Below are 17876 nucleotides of genomic sequence, written 5' to 3'. Positions count from 1 at the left end.
TCATTCACCCACAGACTACATAAGGAGGATTGCCATGCTGACCCGTGAAGTTTTTTTAATTTCACTCGTCCTTAGCGATCGTCACCGCTCAAGCGTTACCGGTATCGTGCTGCGATAACCAGCTTGAGCGAAGCTGATTGACAATCTGAGAACTTCCCTCCGGCTTACCGGTTATCGTCGGCTTTATTGACGAGAGGCATCTCTTTGCCTGTAAAACTTGAGTAAGCATCATGACATTATTATCTGCACAATCCTTATCCTTCGATAACGCCTTCGGACCTTTGCTGACCGAGATTTCGTTCGGCCTGAAGAAAGGCGACCGCATCGGGCTGATCGGCCATAACGGCTGCGGAAAAAGTACCCTGCTGAAAATCCTTAATGGAGAACTGGCGGCCCTGTCCGGTACGATTACACTGGCGAACCACTGCATTATGGCAACGGTAGAACAGCATCTTCCTGCGGTATTGCACGATGCGACGCTGCTCGATGCGGTACAGAACCATTTGCCCGTCAGCCTGCATCAGCCGGAACGCTGGCAGGCCGAAGTGCTGCTGGCGACGCTGGGCTTTGAGGAACATAGCTGGGCGCTGACCGCCGGAACGCTCAGCGGCGGGCAGCATACGCGGCTGATGCTGGCACGTGCGCTGATCCGTCAGCCGGATTTACTGCTGCTGGATGAGCCGAGCAACCATCTGGACCTGCCCACCCTGCTGTGGCTTGAGCAGTTTCTGCAAAACTGGAACGGCAGTTTTGTTCTGGTTTCCCACGATCGCAGCCTGCTGGACAGCGTCACCAACTGTACCTGGATTCTGCGCGACAACCGGCTGCAATTTATCCGTCTCCCCTGCTCCCAGGCGCGCCGGACGCTGGCGGAAAAAGATGCGGCAGACGCACTGCGCCGCCAATCCGAGCAGAAGGAGATTGACCGAGTAACCAGAAGCGCCAAACGGCTGGCCATCTGGGGCAGCGTTTACGACAACGAAGGCCTGGCGCGTAAAGCCAAACAAATGGAAAAACAGGTCGACCGGATGAAGGAAGAGCAAACCGATGTCACCGCAGGCAGTCAGTGGCAGTTGCGGCTTCGCGGTGAAGCCTTACCGGCGGATCGCGTGCTGGCATTTTCTGGCTTTCAGGTGCGGCCTGCGCCGGGCGCGCCGGTGCTGTTTGAAGTCGGTGAGCTCCGGGTGAAGAGCGGTGACCGTATTGCGCTGGTCGGCCGTAACGGCTGCGGAAAATCCTCGCTGCTACAACGTCTGTGGCAGGCATATTGCCGAATGGAAGCCGAGAGTGATGGGGTGATTTTCCATCCCAAAGTGCGTACGGGGTATTACGACCAGAGCCTGCAACAGCTACAGGATGAGGACACGCTGTCGGATGCGCTGGCAAACTTTGCGCCGCTGACCGAAGAGCAGCGGAAAATGGCGCTGATCGGTGCCGGTTTTCCGTATCTTCGCCATCAGCAAAAAGTCAGCACGCTGAGCGGCGGCGAGCGTTCGAGGCTGCTGTTTATCGGGCTGACTCTGGCAAACTACTCGCTGCTGCTGCTGGATGAGCCAACCAACCATCTGGATATGGAAGGGAAAGAAGAGCTGGCGGAAACGCTAAAAACCTTTAGCGGCGCGGTACTGCTGGTTTCTCACGACCGGATGCTGATTGAGCAGAGCTGCAACCGATACTGGCTTATTCATCAGCAGCGGCTGGCGGAGTGGCACAGTCTGGCGCCGGTTTACGCCCTGCTGGCCGATACGCCGGTGCCGGATTCCGCAACGCCAGAAAAAACACCGGTGGCCGCGGCCGTCATTGCCACGAACGAAGAGGAACACTGGCTGACGGCGCTTCTGGAGCTGGAAAGTAAACTGGCAGAAGATCGGGCGCGCAGGCCCAGACATCAGAAACCGGAGTTACAGCAGCAGTGGCAACGGCAAATCGCTGAACTGAATGCTCTTCTGGGGCTGGATTAGCGGTTGAGCTGGCGGTCGCCCTGCTCTGGTATTTGCGGATGGAGGGCGATCGTCCGTTCTGGCATCGACGCCTGGAGGGCGATCGCGCACACAAGTGGCTGCGCGATGCTCTTTGGGCAGTCCGTACCGCCGAAACGGCGGCGGTCAGATCTGGAAGTCGATAGCCGGTTCTTCTTCGTTGCTCAGTGCCAGCGCCTGGCGCTTGATCTCTTCCAGTGAGAGATTCGCGTTGCACAGCTCCAGGAACTGCCAGACGTAGTTACGCTGCAGCTGCCCGCGCTTCAGGCCCAGCCAGACGGTGTTGGACTCGAACAGATGGCGCGCCTCAAGGCGAACCAGATCCGAGTTTTCATCCAGCTGGCAGGCCTGGTCGGCCAGGATGCCCACACCCAGCCCAAGCTCAACGTAGGTTTTCACTACGTCGGAGTCCTGGGCGCTAAGGACGATATCCGGCTTCAGGCTGGCGGCATGGAATGCGCGATCCACCCGCGAGCGTCCGGTGATCCCCTGCCGATAAGTGATCAGCGGATAGCGGCTGAGGGTCGCCAGCGTTAACGGCTGCTGCTGGATCAGCTCGTGGCCTTTTGGCACCAGCAGCGCATGGTGCCAGCTGAACCACGGGAACGCCGCCAGCGCCGGATTATTCACCACCTGCTCACTGGCGATGCCGATATCGGCCTCGCCGGCGACCAGCATGGAAGCAATCTCCTGTGGCGATCCCTGATTCAGCTCCAGCCGCACGTGCGGATAGAGTGCGCGAAACGCCTTAATCACTTTCGGCAGGCTGTAGCGTGCCTGAGTATGGGTAGTGGCGATAGTCAGAACGCCGCTGGATTCGTTGGTAAACACGTCCGCCAGACGGCGGACTTTGCCTGCCTCATCGAGAATGCGCTCGGCGATGGTCAACAGCGCTTTGCCGGGTTCGGTCATCCCCAGCAGGCGTTTTCCCCGGCGGATAAAAATCTCTACCCCCAGTTCATCTTCCAAATCGCGAATATGGCGGCTGACTCCTGACTGAGAGGTGAACAGCGCGTTAGCCACTTCGGTGAGATTAAACTCGCAGCGTGCCGCTTCCTTAATGATTTTAAGTTGCTGAAAATTCACGCGCTTTCCTCCCTCTGTTATTTGCTGGTTTCCTTCATGTTAAGGATGCAAATTGATAGCAACAAATAATAAAAAGAGGTTTTATATGCTTTTTAGCGATAAGGCAGAAGTGAGGCGCGCGGCTGCGCGCCCGGCACAGAGGGATTAACCAACCAGCATCAGTTCGCGATCTTCAACGACCGGTCTGTTGAGCAGCGACAGTAAAATATTCTTTACCGCCTGCGCTGACGGTGACAGCGGCTGGCGGGAAGAAACATTCAGCGACAGCGGCAGATTTAGCGTCGGGCTGCTGATCCGCGCCATCCAGGCGTTAGTCGAGGTGACCAGCGCACGCGCGGCGGACTCAGGCAGAACGGTAACGCCCATCCCGCTGGAAACGGCGGCAGTCAGCGTAGCGATGGACTCAATTTCACCGATAATTCGGGCACTGAGGCGGCGCAGGGAGAAGGCTTCATCCACGCGTTTACGTACGGCGCTATAGTCGCGCGGCAGGAACAAATTCATTTCGGCAACGGCGGCCAGGTCGACGTGCTGGCCTGGGCAGGCGGTGGTGCCAACCAGATATAATTCTTCTTTCAGCAGCGGAATGCTGGTAATACCGGCAGTTGGGGAACGGTCATAAAGTACCGCCATGTCAAGCTGTCCATTCATCACTTTTTCGTTTAGTGAAGAACCGCTGTTTTCGTGCAGATAGACCAGCACTTCGGGAAACTGTTCGCGTACCGTTTGCAGCAGCGGCATGGTCAGCGAAGAGGCGGCCGTGCCCGGAGCCAGCCCAATAGAGACCTGCCCGGTGAGGACCTGGCCGGCGTTGACCACCGCCAGCTGCGCCTGTTCGCACTGGCGCAAAATGGTGCGAGCGTGGGAATACAGGATCTTACCCGCTTCGGTCGGCGTAACGCCGCGCTTGGTGCGGATCAGCAGCTGCTGGTCGAGTTCATTTTCCAGCGTGGCAACCTGCTGGCTGAGCGCTGGCTGTGCAATATGCAGGACTTCAGCGGCCTGGGTCAGGCTGCCGATATCGACGATTTTTACGAAATATTTCAGTCGTCTTAAGTTCATTTTGCCTCCGTCTCGTATCCCCGAGTGCCAGTTTGAGCTGGCGTTTGTAATAAGTTTTCACTCTGACTGATATATCTTTGCAATTGACGTGCCAGAAATTGACAAACAATCGAGTGGCTTATTACTGACCGCCTAACAGGCGGTAAAATAAGAGAATCTGATTACCCACTAAGGGGTATTGCCTCGGATTGGCGTTTCAGCGGGATTATTTGCAAGGTTTGGGCGCACGGTGATGGTGCAGATGATGCGTTGGTGAGGTGCGGATTGGGGAGAAGGCGAACGTTTCGCAGCTTCTGGAACCGTGGGCGAAGACCATTACAGAGGGACGGCGCTGCTGATAGCTTCGGTTATGGGCGACCGTGTCGCTTTGCTGCGAAACGGTCGCCCTTTTAGCTATGAGCTGGCTTTGTTGCAATATGCACGCCTTCAGAAAGAGATTTGGCTGCGTCTTGTAACAGGCAACTCCTGAAGCTTCGACAAAGAAAATAATCGCATATGACCGTAGCCAGCAGCGCCCCCCTGAGTTGACCGGCAATCGGTGCGGGGTGGGTTCGCGGACCGTTGAGCGCAGGGATGCGCGAATCGAGGCCACAGGGACGTGTTCACGCCGAGTCCGCGAACCCACCCCGCACCGACAGGCCAGACGCCAAACATGCAGCAACTCAGCAACTCATAAAAAAACGCCCCTGACCATCAAAATGACGCTATAAGAAATAACATTGAGCGGAATGGGAAGTTTTTCACTCCTCGCTATCGTTATGATGATCGCCATCCGAACGACATCTCAATCAACCGCTTACCACAGAGAGCACTCATGAAACTTCACAGCGACAGCTTTACCGACGGCCATCTCATTCCCGGTGAATTCGCCTTTGCCGTAGCCGACAGCGAAAATCACATTCGCCTCTCCGCTAACCGTAACCCGCACCTGGCGTGGCAGAATATCCCTGAAGGCACCCAATCCCTGGTGATTGTTTGCCACGACCCGGACGTCCCGTCCGTCGGCGATAACGTCAACCAGGAAGGTAAAGTGCTAGAGGCATCGCTGCCGCGCGTCGATTTCTACCACTGGCTGCTGCTGGATATCCCGGCATCCGTCAGCGAAATTGCAGCCGGAAGCCAGTCCGATGCGATAACCCCACGCGGCAAGCCCGGCCCGGCAGCGCCGAACGGCCTGCACCACGGCGTGAATGATTACACCGCGTGGTTCTCCGGCGATAAGGACATGAGCGGACAGTATTTCGGCTACGACGGCCCCTGCCCGCCGTGGAACGATGAGCTGATGCATCACTATGTCTTCACCGTCTACGCGCTGGCGAACAGCACCCTGAACGTTGCGGGTGAGCTGAACGGCGCTAACGTCCTGGCGGCAATCGCGGCGGCCGATGTGCTGGGCAGCGCGCAGATCACCGGGCTTTACAGCCTGAACCCGACTGTAGGCTGACGGTAATGACGGTGCACCGCCCTTCCCTTGATCATCATGAGCGGCCAGCCGCACGTGTGCCTGGGGCGGTGCTGCCGCTGCCCGGCGGGCAGGCATGGCTGCGCGATGGCCTGTGTGGCGTTGCGCATTCACAGATGCGCACTGAGCAGCGGATTTCCGAGTTCCACTTTCACAGCCCGACCCTGCTGCTGATCCTCTCCGGCACGCTGACCTTCCTGTTTCCCAACGGCCCGCGAACACTGACGCCCGATGAAGGCTTTGCAGTGGTAAATCCAGGGCAGTTCATTGACCTGAACAAACAGCCTGCTGATGACGGTTCGCCTTTCCGCTCGCTGTTTATTACCGTCAGTGAAGCGACGCTCGATCGCTTTCGCCAGTTCTATCCGGCAGTCGCCAGCGCCGCTGAAAATACCGAAACCGCGCTGCGTACGACCAGGGCTTTCGACGCGCTTCTTCCCGCGCTGCTTCCGCTGCTGGAAAACCTTAAGGAACAGAGCCTGAGCGATGCGCGGCTTGAGATTCGCCTGTTCGATCTGCTGCTGTGCCTGGCAGAACTGGGGCTGGCATTTTCTCCGCCGTCGCGCAGCAGTACCGGTGAACGGCTTCGCCGACTGCTGGAACAGCAGCCGGAAAGGCGCTGGACGACGAAAATTGCCGGTCACGCGCTGGCAATGAGCGAAGCCACACTGCGGCGCAGGCTGAATGGCGAGAATATGAAGTTCGATGCGCTACTGCGCGAGGTACGGCTACAGCACGGAATGACCCTGCTGCAAACCACCAGCTGGCCGTTGACGCAGATTGCCGACGCCAGCGGCTATCTTTCCGCCGCGCGCTTTTCGGCACGCTTCAGAACGCGCTTCGGCATTTCGCCCGCCCGGCTGAGGTGATCTTTAAAATAGAAAAAGAAAGGGAATGAGAGTCGGGAAACAGAGAAATAAATCGGGGCTTTAACGACAATAGCCGGATGCCTTTACGGGTAAAGGCATCCGAAGATGAAAATTATTCAATCACCAGGCTATTAACGGCCAGAACGGCCTGCGCGGCTTCCGCGCCTTTCTTAACAAAGTGCTTATCGTAGAACTGCACGATTTCGTCAACCGGCTGGAAATTATGCGGGGTCAGCGAAACGGAGAACACCGGAACTTCGGTGGCCAGCTGCACGTTCATCAGGCCATCAACCACCGCCTGGGCAACGAAATCATGGCGGTAAATGCCGCCGTCAACCACCAGCGCAGCACAGACGATCACATCATATTTGCCGGTTTTCGCCAGCTTCTGGGCCACTAACGGCATTTCAAATGCACCGGGAACGTCGAAGACATTAATCACGGCATCAACGTTATCTTCCTGAGCGATGCGCTGACGGAAACCCTCTAATGCCTTGCTCACAATTTCTGTATGCCAGTTGGCTTTCACAAAGGCGATATTAATTTTTTTCACTGTAACTCCAAGAACGCGATGAAATGTATCAATCTTTAATGGGGAATTTTACTGGAAAGTAAGATTATTTTCACTTGGTATAACATGTTGAAAATACGAAATCCAGACGTCAAAAAAAAAGCCGCTTCCCGTCGTCTCGCAGCATTTTATAACTCCCCTGAAGCGTAACAACCATGTTATGGCGCAATACAAAAACAAAAAAACCGGGGGATCGTTAACGATCCCCCGGTCCGTAAGCGAATATATTCAGTTGGTGCGATTAGCGCTTCTTACGGTTGCGGTACATATCGATAGAAACGGCCGCCACGATAATCATCCCTTTGATGATGTCCTGCACGTAGGCATCAACGCCCACGAAGGTGAAACCACTCTTAATCAGACCGAGGATCACCGCACCAATCAGCGTACCGGTGATGCGACCCACGCCGCCCATCAGACTGCTGCCGCCGATAACCGCTGCGGCAATCGCATCCAGCTCGTAGGACAGACCCATGCTTGACTGACCGCTGCTGACGCGAGCCGCCAGCACCACACCCGCCAGACCGGACAGGCCACCGGCGATGGTGTAAACAATGATCAGGTACTTGTTAACGTTGATACCGGACACTTTCGCCGACACCATGTTGCCGCCGATAGCGTAAACGTATTTGCCGTAGCGAGTGTGTTTCAGAGCGATATGGAAGATGACCGCTACGACCAGGAAGATAATCACCGGCATAGCGCCCTGACCGATAGCGGTGAAGCCGTCAGACAGGAAGCTGATTGGGTTACCCTGGGTGTAGTACTGTGCCAGGCCACGGGCAGAAACCATCATACCCAGCGTGGCGATAAACGGAGGAATACCGGTTTTAGTAATCAGCACGCCGTTCAGAATACCGCACAGCAGACCGACCCCGATCCCCGCACCGATAGGGATTACCGCAGGCATATCCACCAGCGACGGGAACATCGGCGACAGGCTGTCTGAGGTTTGCGCCAGACTGGCGGCAACCACCGCCGTTAAGGCAATCACCGAGCCGGACGACAGGTCAATACCCGTAGTAATAATGACCTGGGTCACCCCGACGGCAATAATACCGATAATCGCCACCTGTAAAACAATCAGCACCAGGCGGTTAGGGTTCATCAGGAATGACTGGTCGCGAACATACCAACCAAAGGCTTCGAAAATCAGCGCAATACCGACCATTACCACGAAAATACCGGTATCTTTCGGCATCTTGCTTTTCAGATTACTGAAGAATGAGGGTGCTTCAGTTGACTGTTGCGTTGTCATTTTCATATCACTCATATTTTATTTACCTTACGCCCTTACTCGGACGCCAACGACAAAATGGTTTCCTGGTCAGCATCTTCTTTATTGAGGATGCCGGTAATACGACCGCCGTGCATAACCATGACCCGGTCGCTCATGCCCAGAATTTCCGGCAGTTCGGAAGAAACCATGATGATGGCAACGCCACGGCTCGCCAGTTCGCTGATCAGACGGTATATTTCCGCCTTCGCACCGACGTCGATACCACGGGTAGGTTCGTCAAGGATTAGAATTTTGGGCTGGGCCAACAGCCAGCGTGCAATAAGCACCTTCTGCTGGTTACCGCCACTCAAGTTATTGATGATCTGGTCCATTGTCGGCGTTTTGATATTCAGCTTACGGATCTGCTCAAGGCAGTCCTTCGCCATGTCGCCATGATTAACAAAGCCCGCTTTGGCGCTGTAGTTAGTCATTTTGACGATGCTCATGTTCTCCAGTACCGACAGCACCAGGAACAGGCCGGACTTTTTACGGTCCTCGGTCAGGAATGCCAGCCCCTTATCGATCGCCGCCGCAGGCGATTCAATCGTGGTAGGCACGCCGTCAATCAGTATTTCGCCGCTGTCGATGGAGGTCATGCCGAACAGGCTCTCCATCACTTCACTGCGTCCGGCCCCCACCAGTCCCGCAACACCGAGGATTTCGCCACGGCGTACGTTAAAGCTGACATCGTGGAACACGCCCTGACGCGTCAGATTACGCACGGTCAGGACATCTTCGCCGATGTTCGCATCAAATTTCGGGAACAGCTGGGTTAATTCACGCCCTACCATCTGTGTAATCAGCGACTGACGCGAATAGCTCGACGTGGAATCACTGGCCACCCAGGTGCCGTCACGGAACACGCTGACTTCATCGGTAATAGCGAAGATCTCATCCATTTTATGGCTGATATAGATGATGGCTTTACCCTGCTCGCGCAGGTCGCGGATGATGGCGAACAGATGCGACACTTCGGTTTCCGTCAGTGCCGACGTCGGTTCGTCCATAATCACGATGTCCGAGTTCCAGGACACCGCTTTCGCGATTTCAACCATTTGCTGGGAGGCAATGCTCAGATCGCCAACCATCTGGTCAGGCCGCAGACGGATATTCAGTTTAACCAGCAGATCTTTGGTCAAACGATTGAGTTTTCCGTGGTCGACGAAGCCAAGTTTCATCGGCTCGCGACCCAACCAGATATTTTCGGCGACCGTCATATGCGGTACCAAATTAAGCTCCTGGTGAATCATGGAAATTCCCGAACGCAGCGCATCCAGCGTATCGGTAAACTGCACAGGCTCGCCTTTAATGCGGATTTGTCCCTCATCGGGACGGTAAATCCCGATGAGGCACTTCATTAAAGTGGACTTGCCCGCGCCATTCTCACCCATCAGAGCATGCACCGTTCCGGGTTTGACGCGCAGCGATACGTTGCTTAACGCCTTAACTCCCGGGAAAAACTTGCTGATGCCTTCGGCTTCAAGCGCATATGCGGACATTTAACACCTCCGTACAACTGTTATCGGCAACGGTTATTTCAGGTTTTTGCTGGTAAATTCTGCGTAGTTTTCTTTGGTGATCAGCTGATAAGGGATCATCACGTTCTGCTCAACTTTTTCACCTTTTGCCAGCTTAACGGCAGCCTGTACGGATCCTTCACCCTGTCCTTTTGCATCCTGGAACACGGTGGCAACCATCTTGCCGTTCTTGATCATTTGCAGCGCATCAGGTGTACCATCCACGCCCGCGATCACGATTTTGTTCGGGTTTTTGCCCAGTGCCTGCAGGGCACCGATAGCCATTTCGTCGTTGTTGGAAGCGATAGCCTGAATATCATCGCCCGCCGTCATCCAGTTGCTGACTACGTCCACCGCGTCGTTACGGGTGAATTTCGCCGTCTGTTCCTGAATGACTTTCAGACCCGGGTATTTAGCCACTACGGTTTTCACGCCTTTGGTACGGTCGCGCGTTGCTTCGTTAGCCAGATCCCCCATCAGAATCGCCACGTTGCCTTTGTAATCCATTGCTTTAGCCAGCGCTTCCATCTGCAGACGGCCCGCCAGCTCGGAGTCAGATCCGACGTAGGCCATTTTGCTGGTCAGTTCAGTCGCGGGTTTACGGTTTACGAACACCAGCGGAACGCCGGCTTTGGTGGTGAGGTCAACAATCGGTTTAACTGCGTTGGTATCAACCGGGTTAACGATGATTGCGTCAACGCCCTGGCCGATAAAGTTTTGCACCTGCTGCAGCTGCTGGGCTACGTCGCCTTTGGCATCTTCGATCTGCCCGTCGACGTTTTCTTTCTTCATTTCCTTGCTGATGGAATTGCGCACAATAGTCAGGAAGTTGTCATCAAACAGTGCCATAGAAACACCAACCTGGACTTCTTTGGCGAAACTTGTGACAGGTAACATACATACTAACAGTGACGCTAAAATTGTTTTTTTCACGTTCATGGCGGAGCCCTTATTATCGTTAGCATGCGCAGGCTGGCTGAGACGTCGAATGAAAAATTTCTTTTACATTCCTTCAACGTGACCGACGACTTTAGTAAAATGTAGGGGGTTACTATTTCGTGTATGACTATTTTCTTATTAGCACTTCATCGGAATAATTTACTACAAAACAACATCTTAAATTCAAACCACTGTTTTACTTTTCCTGTCCCCTGCCTACGTTGCCGCAGAGCAGTTTTTTTGTTTCATATTAAAGTTAATTGAAACTTTCACTAATAAAGCACCGAAACGCGTGTTTTAAAATCATCAAATAACAAAAATTTGACACACCTCTAACATCGCTCATGGAAACGCTGGAAAGTGAGATCTGGCGCAAGAGATTTGAGACTGACGGCAATTGCTTTTTTGTTACCCGAGCAAGGTCACAACCCGGCTGGGGGCTGTAAATGAAATGTCGGGTGATGGAGATGGACTTTTCGCTGCGGTGGTGGGAGGATCGTGTCACGGTATTGAGCGGCTACCGGGCGGTCCTCGCGCCGCTTCGCGGTTCCTTCGGCTCCGGCATCCGGCCGGTCGGACCGGCGGAAACGCAACGTCCCTGTTGCGATTCCACCTGACGACGACGTCCTGTCGCCGTCTCCTGGCCAGATGCCTGCACCTCAGCGCTGCGGATTGCCCGGTAGCCGCTCAATACCGTGCCACCCTCTTCTTTCTTACTCGCTGCTTTTAAAGCAGTTCAGATGATGAAATCCATCTGCAATGCCACACATTCTCAGAAAATGGCGCTAACAAATAGAAACGCCGCCGCAGGAGAAGCAGAGCACTGTCAATGACGTAGCCTGCTATCAATACCGAGACCTGGATCTTATCATTCACAGGCAACTCCGATGATGAAAGCCCGGACGGGTGAATCCCACGCAGGAGCATCCGCAGCGCTGAACGAAGAGAGGAAGCCAGGATTCGCCTGCATGGACGCAGGCGAAAGGTACAGCCGCGCAGAACGCGCGTCTGTGCCGGTCCGGCTGGCTGACGAACGCAGTGAAGGCACCGCGCAGCGGCGTGAGGACCCGCTCCGGAGAGGGATTCACCCGTCTGCGCAGCCACCCGTTTCCAGCAAACAACACCAAACAAACACAAACGCCGCCGCAGAAGAAACCGGCCCACATAATTCTCCTTGTTCGCTACTTTCAATAACGATTCATGCGAAACGTCGCAGCCCAGATAACCTGGATCTTATCATTCACAGGCAACTCCGATGATAAAAGCCCAGACGGGTGAATCCCACGCAGGAGCATCCGCAGCGCTGAACGCAGAGAGGAAGCCAGGATTCGCCTGCATGGACGCAGGCGAAAGGTACAGCCGCGCAGGACGCGCGTCTGTATCGGTCCGGCTGGCTGACGAACGGAGTGAAGGCACCGCACAGCGGCGTGAGGACCCGCTCCGGAGAGGGAATCACCCGTCTGCGCAGCCCCCCGTTTCCAGCAAACAACGCCAGAAAACGACGCTAACAAATACAAACGCCGCCGCAGAATAAACTGCGGCGGCGCAAGGACTCACGGTTTAGCCGACTAACAATTAACGACTCAGTGAAGCCGCCTTCTCCAGGGTCATCCCCTTAGTTTCCGGCGCCAACCAGATAGAAGCCAACAGACCGATAATGGATACTACCGCGGCTGCATACATCGTGTGCCCAATACCCAGCGTCGCCAGAGAGTAAGGCACCAGCCAGGTCCCGGCAGCGGAACCAATACGTGACAGTGAAGACCCCATGCCAACGGCGAATGCACGAACCTCAGTTGGGAACAGCTCATTCGGATACACCAGTTCCAGCACCTGCGCTCCACCGATAAACACCGCGTAGGCACCAAACAGAACCAGTACCAGCATTTCAGAACCGTGTGAAGCCGCACCCAGACCCAGCAGGGCCAGGCTTGACCACAGGAAACTGTGAATAATCAGCTTACGACGGCCCATCGTATCAATCAGTCGGGTAGCGATAATACAGCCCACTACGAACAGCAGCGTGATAATCACTGAACCCATTGAAGCCCACTCGCCCTTCAGGTTCAGCGCCTGCAGTACCACCGGAGCGAACGAATAAACCGCAAACATCGGCACCACCGCCGCACTCCAGAACACCGCCACGAACAGCATACGTTTGCCGTAGCCTGCATTTAACAGTGTGCGGATGGACACTTTTTGTTCTTCCGACTCTTTCGGCAGATTAGCCAGCGAGAAAGTCGCGCCGTACACTTTTTTGATGATCTGCTCGGCTTCCGCCAGGCGGCCTTTGCTGACCAGCCAGCGCGGAGATTCCGGCGTCCCCAGACGAATCAGGAACAATGCCATACCCAGTACCGCCGGGCTGGCCAGCACGTAACGCCAGGCATCATCACCGCCGTGAGCCAGAATCGCATTACCGACAATGTAAGCCAGTGCCGCACCGGCAAACCACAGGATCGTTAACCCCGCCAGGCGCGGACCGCGATTTTTCTGCGGCAGGAATTCGGTTAGCAACGATCCGGCCACCGGATATTCCAGCCCCACCCCCACGCCTATCAGGAAGCGCAGGAAGAACAACATCACGCCGGATTCCGTCCAGAATGTGCCTATCGAACCCAGAATAAACAGAATCGGCCCGACGAAGAACAGACGCTGCCTGCCAACTTTATCGGTCAGCCAGCCGCCAAGGAATCCGCTAAAGAAGGTGCCGAACATCGCCGATGCCGCAACCAGTCCCTGCCAGAAGGAGTCCAGATGCAGGTATCCCGAAAACTGCACGATCGCTACGCCGATAATGCTCAGCACATAGCCATCAAGGATCCATCCTCCCCCGGCGCGGACGGTCATCAACTGGTGAAAACCATTTAAGGGTACATCCTCAATAGATATATTATTCTTATTCATGACAGTGAATCTCCTGTAAGGATTCATGTTTTGCAGGTACAGAAATTCGCTCTGAATCAGATCGATAATTCAGAAATTTCGTTAATTTAATTTTTATAACGTCATGTAAGTCTTGATATCGGTTATCTTTTTCTCTTCGGTAAACCTTACCCGTTCATTGTTTATCGGCTCCTGTTATTTTTTTCGCGTTATCGCGAAATTAAATTCACCTGAAGAACACATCCTTTTTATTTAACCATTCTCCCCGTTATTGCTGAGCCTCAGTACTGGAAGGCGACCCGTGCCAGTGAGGCTATCGAGGGGAAAAGTGCTGTTAACTCCAGGTTAAATTCATGTTGAAACTATACCCCCCGACTGCACACTGTAAATACGCTCACGGTGGGCATTATTCAGGAATGTGATCGCCATCTGAAAACAAAACAGAACATTATCACATAAAAATAATATTTTAATTATATGATTTTAAACAGATTAATAAAAATCATTGGTATTTTCATACTACTAATGCGTATTTTCTTTGTCTTTTTTATGTATGCAAAAAAAATCCACATATTGCCTGCCCGTGAACTTGTTGGCAGATTGTTAGCAAATGGAGTGAACCTGTCCCAGTCGAACCGTATTTTTCCGGCTTCGGCGGACTGCGGGATCTCATCAAATACCCGCTCAGCGTTAAGTCAACGCTGCCCGGATACCTGACCTGGAGAATATATGATTAATTTTGATGGTATTTATACCCCTGCCGTTACCCCATACGCTGCCGACGGTTCGATTGATTTCGCCCGTTTTGATGAAGTGCTGGAGTCATTAATTGCCGGTGGCGTTCACGGCATTATTATTGGCGGTTCGACCGGTGAATATTACGCGCAGACGGTGGAAGAGCGCCTGGCGCTGGCCGAGCGCGCACGCCAGGTCACGGCTAACCGCCTGCCACTGGTGATTGGCACCGGTGCTATCCGTACCGAAGATGCCGTGGCCTTTGCTAAACACGCCCGCGAAATTAAAGCCGATGCCATTCTGGTCACCTCGCCGCCGTATGCGCTGCCGACCGAACTGGAAAACGCCCACCACGCGCTGACCGTCGACAAAGCCGCGCAGCTGCCGATCATGCTCTACAACTACCCGGGTCGTATGGGTATCAGCATGGGTGAAACCTATTTCACCGAGGTCAGCAAATCGAAAAACGTGGTGGCGATTAAAGAAAGCTCCGGCGATCTGAACAGCCTGCATCTGCTGGCTATTAAGTTCCCGAACATCGCCCTCTCCTGCGGCTGGGACGATCTGGCACTGGAGTTCTTTGCCTGGGGCGCACGCAGCTGGGTCTGTGCCGGTTCCAACTTTATTCCACAGGAACACGTGGCCCTGTATCAGGCCTGCGTAGTGGAAAAAGATTTCAATAAAGGCCGCAAAATTATGGCGGCGATGATGCCACTGATGAACTACCTCGACGGCGGGAAATTCGTACAGGCGATTAAACACGGTGTGGATCTGACCGGGTTGAGCACCGGACCGACTCGCGCACCGCTGCTGGGCCTGACGGAAGAAGAGCAGGCGGAGCTGAAAGCGGTGATTGCCGGCGTGAAGCAGAATGTCGCTGCGGCGATTGCTGGCTGACAGAACCGGTTGATCCGTTAATCCCCTCTGTACCGCATATAAACGGGAGTATACCCAAGTGCAAAAAATAACCTCTCTGCCCGCCGACGATGCGCTTCCGGGGTGGTATCACACCAGTAAACCGCGCACGCCGCGCCCGGCTCACGTCGGGCAAACGCAGACCCGCTGGGCAATTGTGGGCGCAGGCCTGACCGGGCTTGCCGCCGCTCGCCAGATGGCGCTGAATTTCCCCGACGACGAGATCGTACTGATTGAAGCGCAGGAAGTCGGCTTTGGTCCCGCCGGACGTAACGCGGGCTTCGCTATCGACGTGCCGCATGACATCGGGGCGAAGGACTACATCGGCGATATCACTACCGCAAAACGCGTACTGAAGCTGAATACGCTTGGCCAGGACTATCTGCGCGACATCGTGAAAACTCACGGTATTGAGTGCCAGATGAGCGACTCCGGTAAATATCAGGCGGCGGTAAGCGGTGCGGGTATTGCCGTGCTGGAAGCTTATCGCAGCGGTCTGGAGAAAATTGGCCGCGAAACCCAAATGATAGACGAGCGCGATCTGCCGGATCACATCGGCATTTCATACTATAAGAAGGCACTGTTTATCCCCGGCACGGTGCTGGTGCAGCCTTCGGCACTGGTGAAAGGCCTGGCGGACAGTCTGCCATCTAACGTCACGCTGTATGAGAACACGCCGATTACCTCTATCGACTACGGCGATAAAGTCACGTTGATGCACGATAACGGCACTATCACCGCCGATAAGCTGATTTTGGCCAACAATGCGTTTGCCTCAGATTTTGGTTTCCTGAAGCGCACACTGCTGCCCACCTTCCTGTACGGCAGTCTGACGCGCCCGCTGAATGAAGAAGAGCAGGCGCGGCTGGGCGGCAAGCCGGTATGGGGCGTGATCCCTGCGCATCCGTTCGGCAGTACGATTCGCCGTACCGTTGACCACCGTATTCTGGTGCGTAACAGCTTCAGCTTTAACCCCAACGGTCGCCCGCGCGAGCATCTGCTAAAACGCTATATTGAAAATCACCGTCGTTCCTTTGAACGGCGCTTCCCGATGCTGTCCGGTGTGAATCTGGAATATTCATGGAGCGGTGCAATCTGCCTGTCGGAAAACCATGAAGGCTTCTTCGGCCAGCTGGCGCCGAATGTTTACGGCGCGCTGTGCTGTAACGGTCTGGGGATCACCCGCGGTACGGCAACCGGGAAGCTGCTGGCGGATATGATCGCCGGTGAGCGCAACGAGCTGATTGACTTCCTGCTGGCATCACCGGGCCCGAATAAGACGCCGCCGGAGCCATTCCTGTCAATTGGGGTGAATTCGGTCTTTAAGTGGGGGCAGTTCAGGGCCGGTCTGGAAGTGTAGTCCTCTGCGGTTGCGCCGGGCCTGCGCGATCCCCTCATTTCACGCGGGTTATAACGCATTACCGCTCACGATGTGTCTGTATCAGGGTCAGCCTTTCTGGCTGGCCCTTTTGCGTTCAGGCTGCCCGCCCTCATATTCCCTGACGCCAGTAGCGCTGCGGCGTCTCCCCCAGGGTTTTGCGGAACATGGCGTTAAAGGTGCTGCCGTTAACGTAGCCCAGCTGGCGGGCGGTATTCTCCACCGAATGGCCCTGCGCCATCAGCCCGACCGATTTCAGCAACAGTAGCTGCTGCCGCCACTGGCTGAAGGTCAGCCCGGTATCATGGCGAAACAGCCGCGACAGCGTACGCGTGGAGGCGCCCACGGCCGTCCCCAGCCCCTCGATCCCGGCTTCTGACTGCGGGTCCTGCATCAGCCGCTGGGCCACCTGTTTCAGGCGGCGCTCGCGCGGCAGCGGCAGGAACGGCACCGTCGCCACTGCCCCCTGTGCCAGCTCCAGCCGCAGCAGATGCTCCATCAGCCAGACCGCTTCACCGGGCTTCGCTTCGCTTTGAGTATGGCGGATCAGCGCGGCCAGCAGCTCATGTGCCAGCGGGCTGGCCATCAGCGGCACAAACTCAGCGATATGGCGGCTTTCAGCACAGTAATAGTTGCAGGTGGTCACCTGCCCCTGAGCGTGCGTGCGGTGCGGCTGTCCGGCGGGTATCCACAGCGCGCGGCCGGGCGGCAGCGTCCAGATACCATCGGCGGTGTGGATCTGTAATGCGCCCTCGCTGGCGTAGGTCAGCTGCGCTTTATCGTGCGAGTGCCACTCTTCACATTCGTCATGTCGGTAATGCCAGGACGCGAAATGTGACGGCACGGCGCGCTTCTGCCATGCAGCCAGACTAAAGCTTTCCGTAAACTGTGGCGCACAAGGCGGACTGGCCATTCACTGCTCTCCTGCTGGCAATCAGAGGGCGGCCAAAACCACCGGATTAATCAAGTACCCAGCCGCGGCGACAACTTTCGTCCGATTTGCTGGGTATTCCGCAATCACCCATCAAAGGCGACAGCGGCAGACTTCTCTTTTAAAGAAAAATAATTATCATTCTCTTTGCCAACATTCAAGGGAACCGCGCAGTTTGGTCAGGATCGACTCCGGCACAGTAAGACATAATAAACTTATAAATCAGTAAATTATTCCATTTTAAGCAGACAGTGAGCAGTACAGATC

At 55.1% G+C, this 17876-nt stretch carries 13 protein-coding genes; 5 read left to right on the top strand and 8 right to left on the bottom strand.

The genetic code is table 11. From position 1 onward, the window contains the following. Positions 1-227 precede the first annotated feature (227 nt). The gene (locus IBT47_RS13175; protein WP_200560859.1) at positions 228-1961 is read left to right on the top strand and encodes an ABC-F family ATP-binding cassette domain-containing protein; all 1734 of its coding nucleotides are present in this window, start codon (positions 228-230) and stop codon (positions 1959-1961) included. Between the two features lie 144 nt (positions 1962-2105). On the opposite strand, the gene cbl is transcribed toward IBT47_RS13175, so the two are convergent. After that, complete coding sequence (gene cbl, locus IBT47_RS13170; RefSeq protein ID WP_200547918.1) at positions 2106-3065, bottom strand: HTH-type transcriptional regulator Cbl; 960 nt, start codon at positions 3063-3065, stop codon at positions 2106-2108. Between the two features lie 144 nt (positions 3066-3209). Beyond that, a complete protein-coding gene (gene nac / locus IBT47_RS13165) occupies positions 3210-4127 on the bottom strand; it encodes a nitrogen assimilation transcriptional regulator NAC (protein WP_105594829.1) in 918 nt (305 codons plus the stop codon). Between the two features lie 814 nt (positions 4128-4941). Between nac and IBT47_RS13160 the strand changes: the two genes are divergently transcribed. Both IBT47_RS13160 and IBT47_RS13155 read left to right on the top strand, forming a co-directional pair. After that, on the top strand, positions 4942-5571 hold the full coding sequence (locus IBT47_RS13160) for a YbhB/YbcL family Raf kinase inhibitor-like protein (protein WP_200560769.1): 630 nt from the start codon (positions 4942-4944) through the stop codon (positions 5569-5571). Between the two features lie 5 nt (positions 5572-5576). Continuing rightward, positions 5577-6458, top strand: a complete 882-nt coding sequence (locus IBT47_RS13155; RefSeq protein WP_200560768.1) for a helix-turn-helix transcriptional regulator — start codon at positions 5577-5579, stop codon at positions 6456-6458. A 112-nt stretch (positions 6459-6570) separates the two neighbouring features. On the opposite strand, the gene IBT47_RS13150 is transcribed toward IBT47_RS13155, so the two are convergent. The 5 genes from IBT47_RS13150 to IBT47_RS13130 form a co-directional block, all read right to left on the bottom strand. Beyond that, on the bottom strand, positions 6571-7011 hold the full coding sequence (locus IBT47_RS13150; RefSeq protein ID WP_200560767.1) for a 6,7-dimethyl-8-ribityllumazine synthase: 441 nt from the start codon (positions 7009-7011) through the stop codon (positions 6571-6573). A gap of 259 nt (positions 7012-7270) precedes the next feature. Next, positions 7271-8293, bottom strand: coding sequence for an ABC transporter permease (locus IBT47_RS13145; RefSeq protein WP_172606588.1), 1023 nt, complete (start codon positions 8291-8293; stop codon positions 7271-7273). 29 nt (positions 8294-8322) lie between these two features. Next, on the bottom strand, positions 8323-9807 hold the full coding sequence (locus IBT47_RS13140; RefSeq protein WP_200560766.1) for a sugar ABC transporter ATP-binding protein: 1485 nt from the start codon (positions 9805-9807) through the stop codon (positions 8323-8325). A gap of 33 nt (positions 9808-9840) precedes the next feature. Further along, positions 9841-10764: a sugar ABC transporter substrate-binding protein gene (locus tag IBT47_RS13135; protein ID WP_105592613.1), complete on the bottom strand. Its 924-nt coding sequence runs from the start codon at positions 10762-10764 to the stop codon at positions 9841-9843. Positions 10765-12339: 1575 nt separating this feature from the next. Further along, positions 12340-13671, bottom strand: a complete 1332-nt coding sequence (locus IBT47_RS13130; protein ID WP_200560765.1) for an MFS transporter — start codon at positions 13669-13671, stop codon at positions 12340-12342. 708 nt (positions 13672-14379) lie between these two features. Between IBT47_RS13130 and IBT47_RS13125 the strand changes: the two genes are divergently transcribed. Together IBT47_RS13125 and IBT47_RS13120 are read left to right on the top strand one after the other, a co-directional pair. Then, positions 14380-15282: a dihydrodipicolinate synthase family protein gene (locus tag IBT47_RS13125; RefSeq protein WP_200560764.1), complete on the top strand. Its 903-nt coding sequence runs from the start codon at positions 14380-14382 to the stop codon at positions 15280-15282. 58 nt (positions 15283-15340) lie between these two features. Then, positions 15341-16660 (top strand): FAD-binding oxidoreductase, encoded by a 1320-nt coding sequence (locus tag IBT47_RS13120; RefSeq protein WP_200560763.1) that lies wholly within the window; start codon positions 15341-15343, stop codon positions 16658-16660. Between the two features lie 130 nt (positions 16661-16790). On the opposite strand, the gene IBT47_RS13115 is transcribed toward IBT47_RS13120, so the two are convergent. Then, complete coding sequence (locus IBT47_RS13115) at positions 16791-17591, bottom strand: helix-turn-helix transcriptional regulator (RefSeq protein WP_200560762.1); 801 nt, start codon at positions 17589-17591, stop codon at positions 16791-16793. Positions 17592-17876: the final 285 nt, after the last annotated feature.

The organism is Erwinia sp. S43 (assembly GCF_016624745.1).
GTDB lineage: Bacteria > Pseudomonadota > Gammaproteobacteria > Enterobacterales > Enterobacteriaceae > Erwinia > Erwinia coffeiphila.
The sequence above is the reverse complement of the archived record's forward strand: the minus strand, read 5'-3'. Positions and strand labels throughout refer to the sequence as shown.

What these genes read in the sequence shown, in the direction of transcription:
- nac (WP_105594829.1), bottom strand. Translation starts at nt 4,127, where the DNA reads ATGAACTTAAGACGACTGAAATATTTCGTAAAAATCGTCGATATCGGC.
- IBT47_RS13160 (WP_200560769.1), top strand. Translation starts at nt 4,942, where the DNA reads ATGAAACTTCACAGCGACAGCTTTACCGACGGCCATCTCATTCCCGGT.
- IBT47_RS13155 (WP_200560768.1), top strand. Translation starts at nt 5,577, where the DNA reads ATGACGGTGCACCGCCCTTCCCTTGATCATCATGAGCGGCCAGCCGCA.
- IBT47_RS13145 (WP_172606588.1), bottom strand. Translation starts at nt 8,293, where the DNA reads ATGAAAATGACAACGCAACAGTCAACTGAAGCACCCTCATTCTTCAGT.
- IBT47_RS13140 (WP_200560766.1), bottom strand. Translation starts at nt 9,807, where the DNA reads ATGTCCGCATATGCGCTTGAAGCCGAAGGCATCAGCAAGTTTTTCCCG.
- IBT47_RS13135 (WP_105592613.1), bottom strand. Translation starts at nt 10,764, where the DNA reads ATGAACGTGAAAAAAACAATTTTAGCGTCACTGTTAGTATGTATGTTA.
- IBT47_RS13130 (WP_200560765.1), bottom strand. Translation starts at nt 13,671, where the DNA reads ATGAATAAGAATAATATATCTATTGAGGATGTACCCTTAAATGGTTTT.
- IBT47_RS13125 (WP_200560764.1), top strand. Translation starts at nt 14,380, where the DNA reads ATGATTAATTTTGATGGTATTTATACCCCTGCCGTTACCCCATACGCT.
- IBT47_RS13115 (WP_200560762.1), bottom strand. Translation starts at nt 17,591, where the DNA reads ATGGCCAGTCCGCCTTGTGCGCCACAGTTTACGGAAAGCTTTAGTCTG.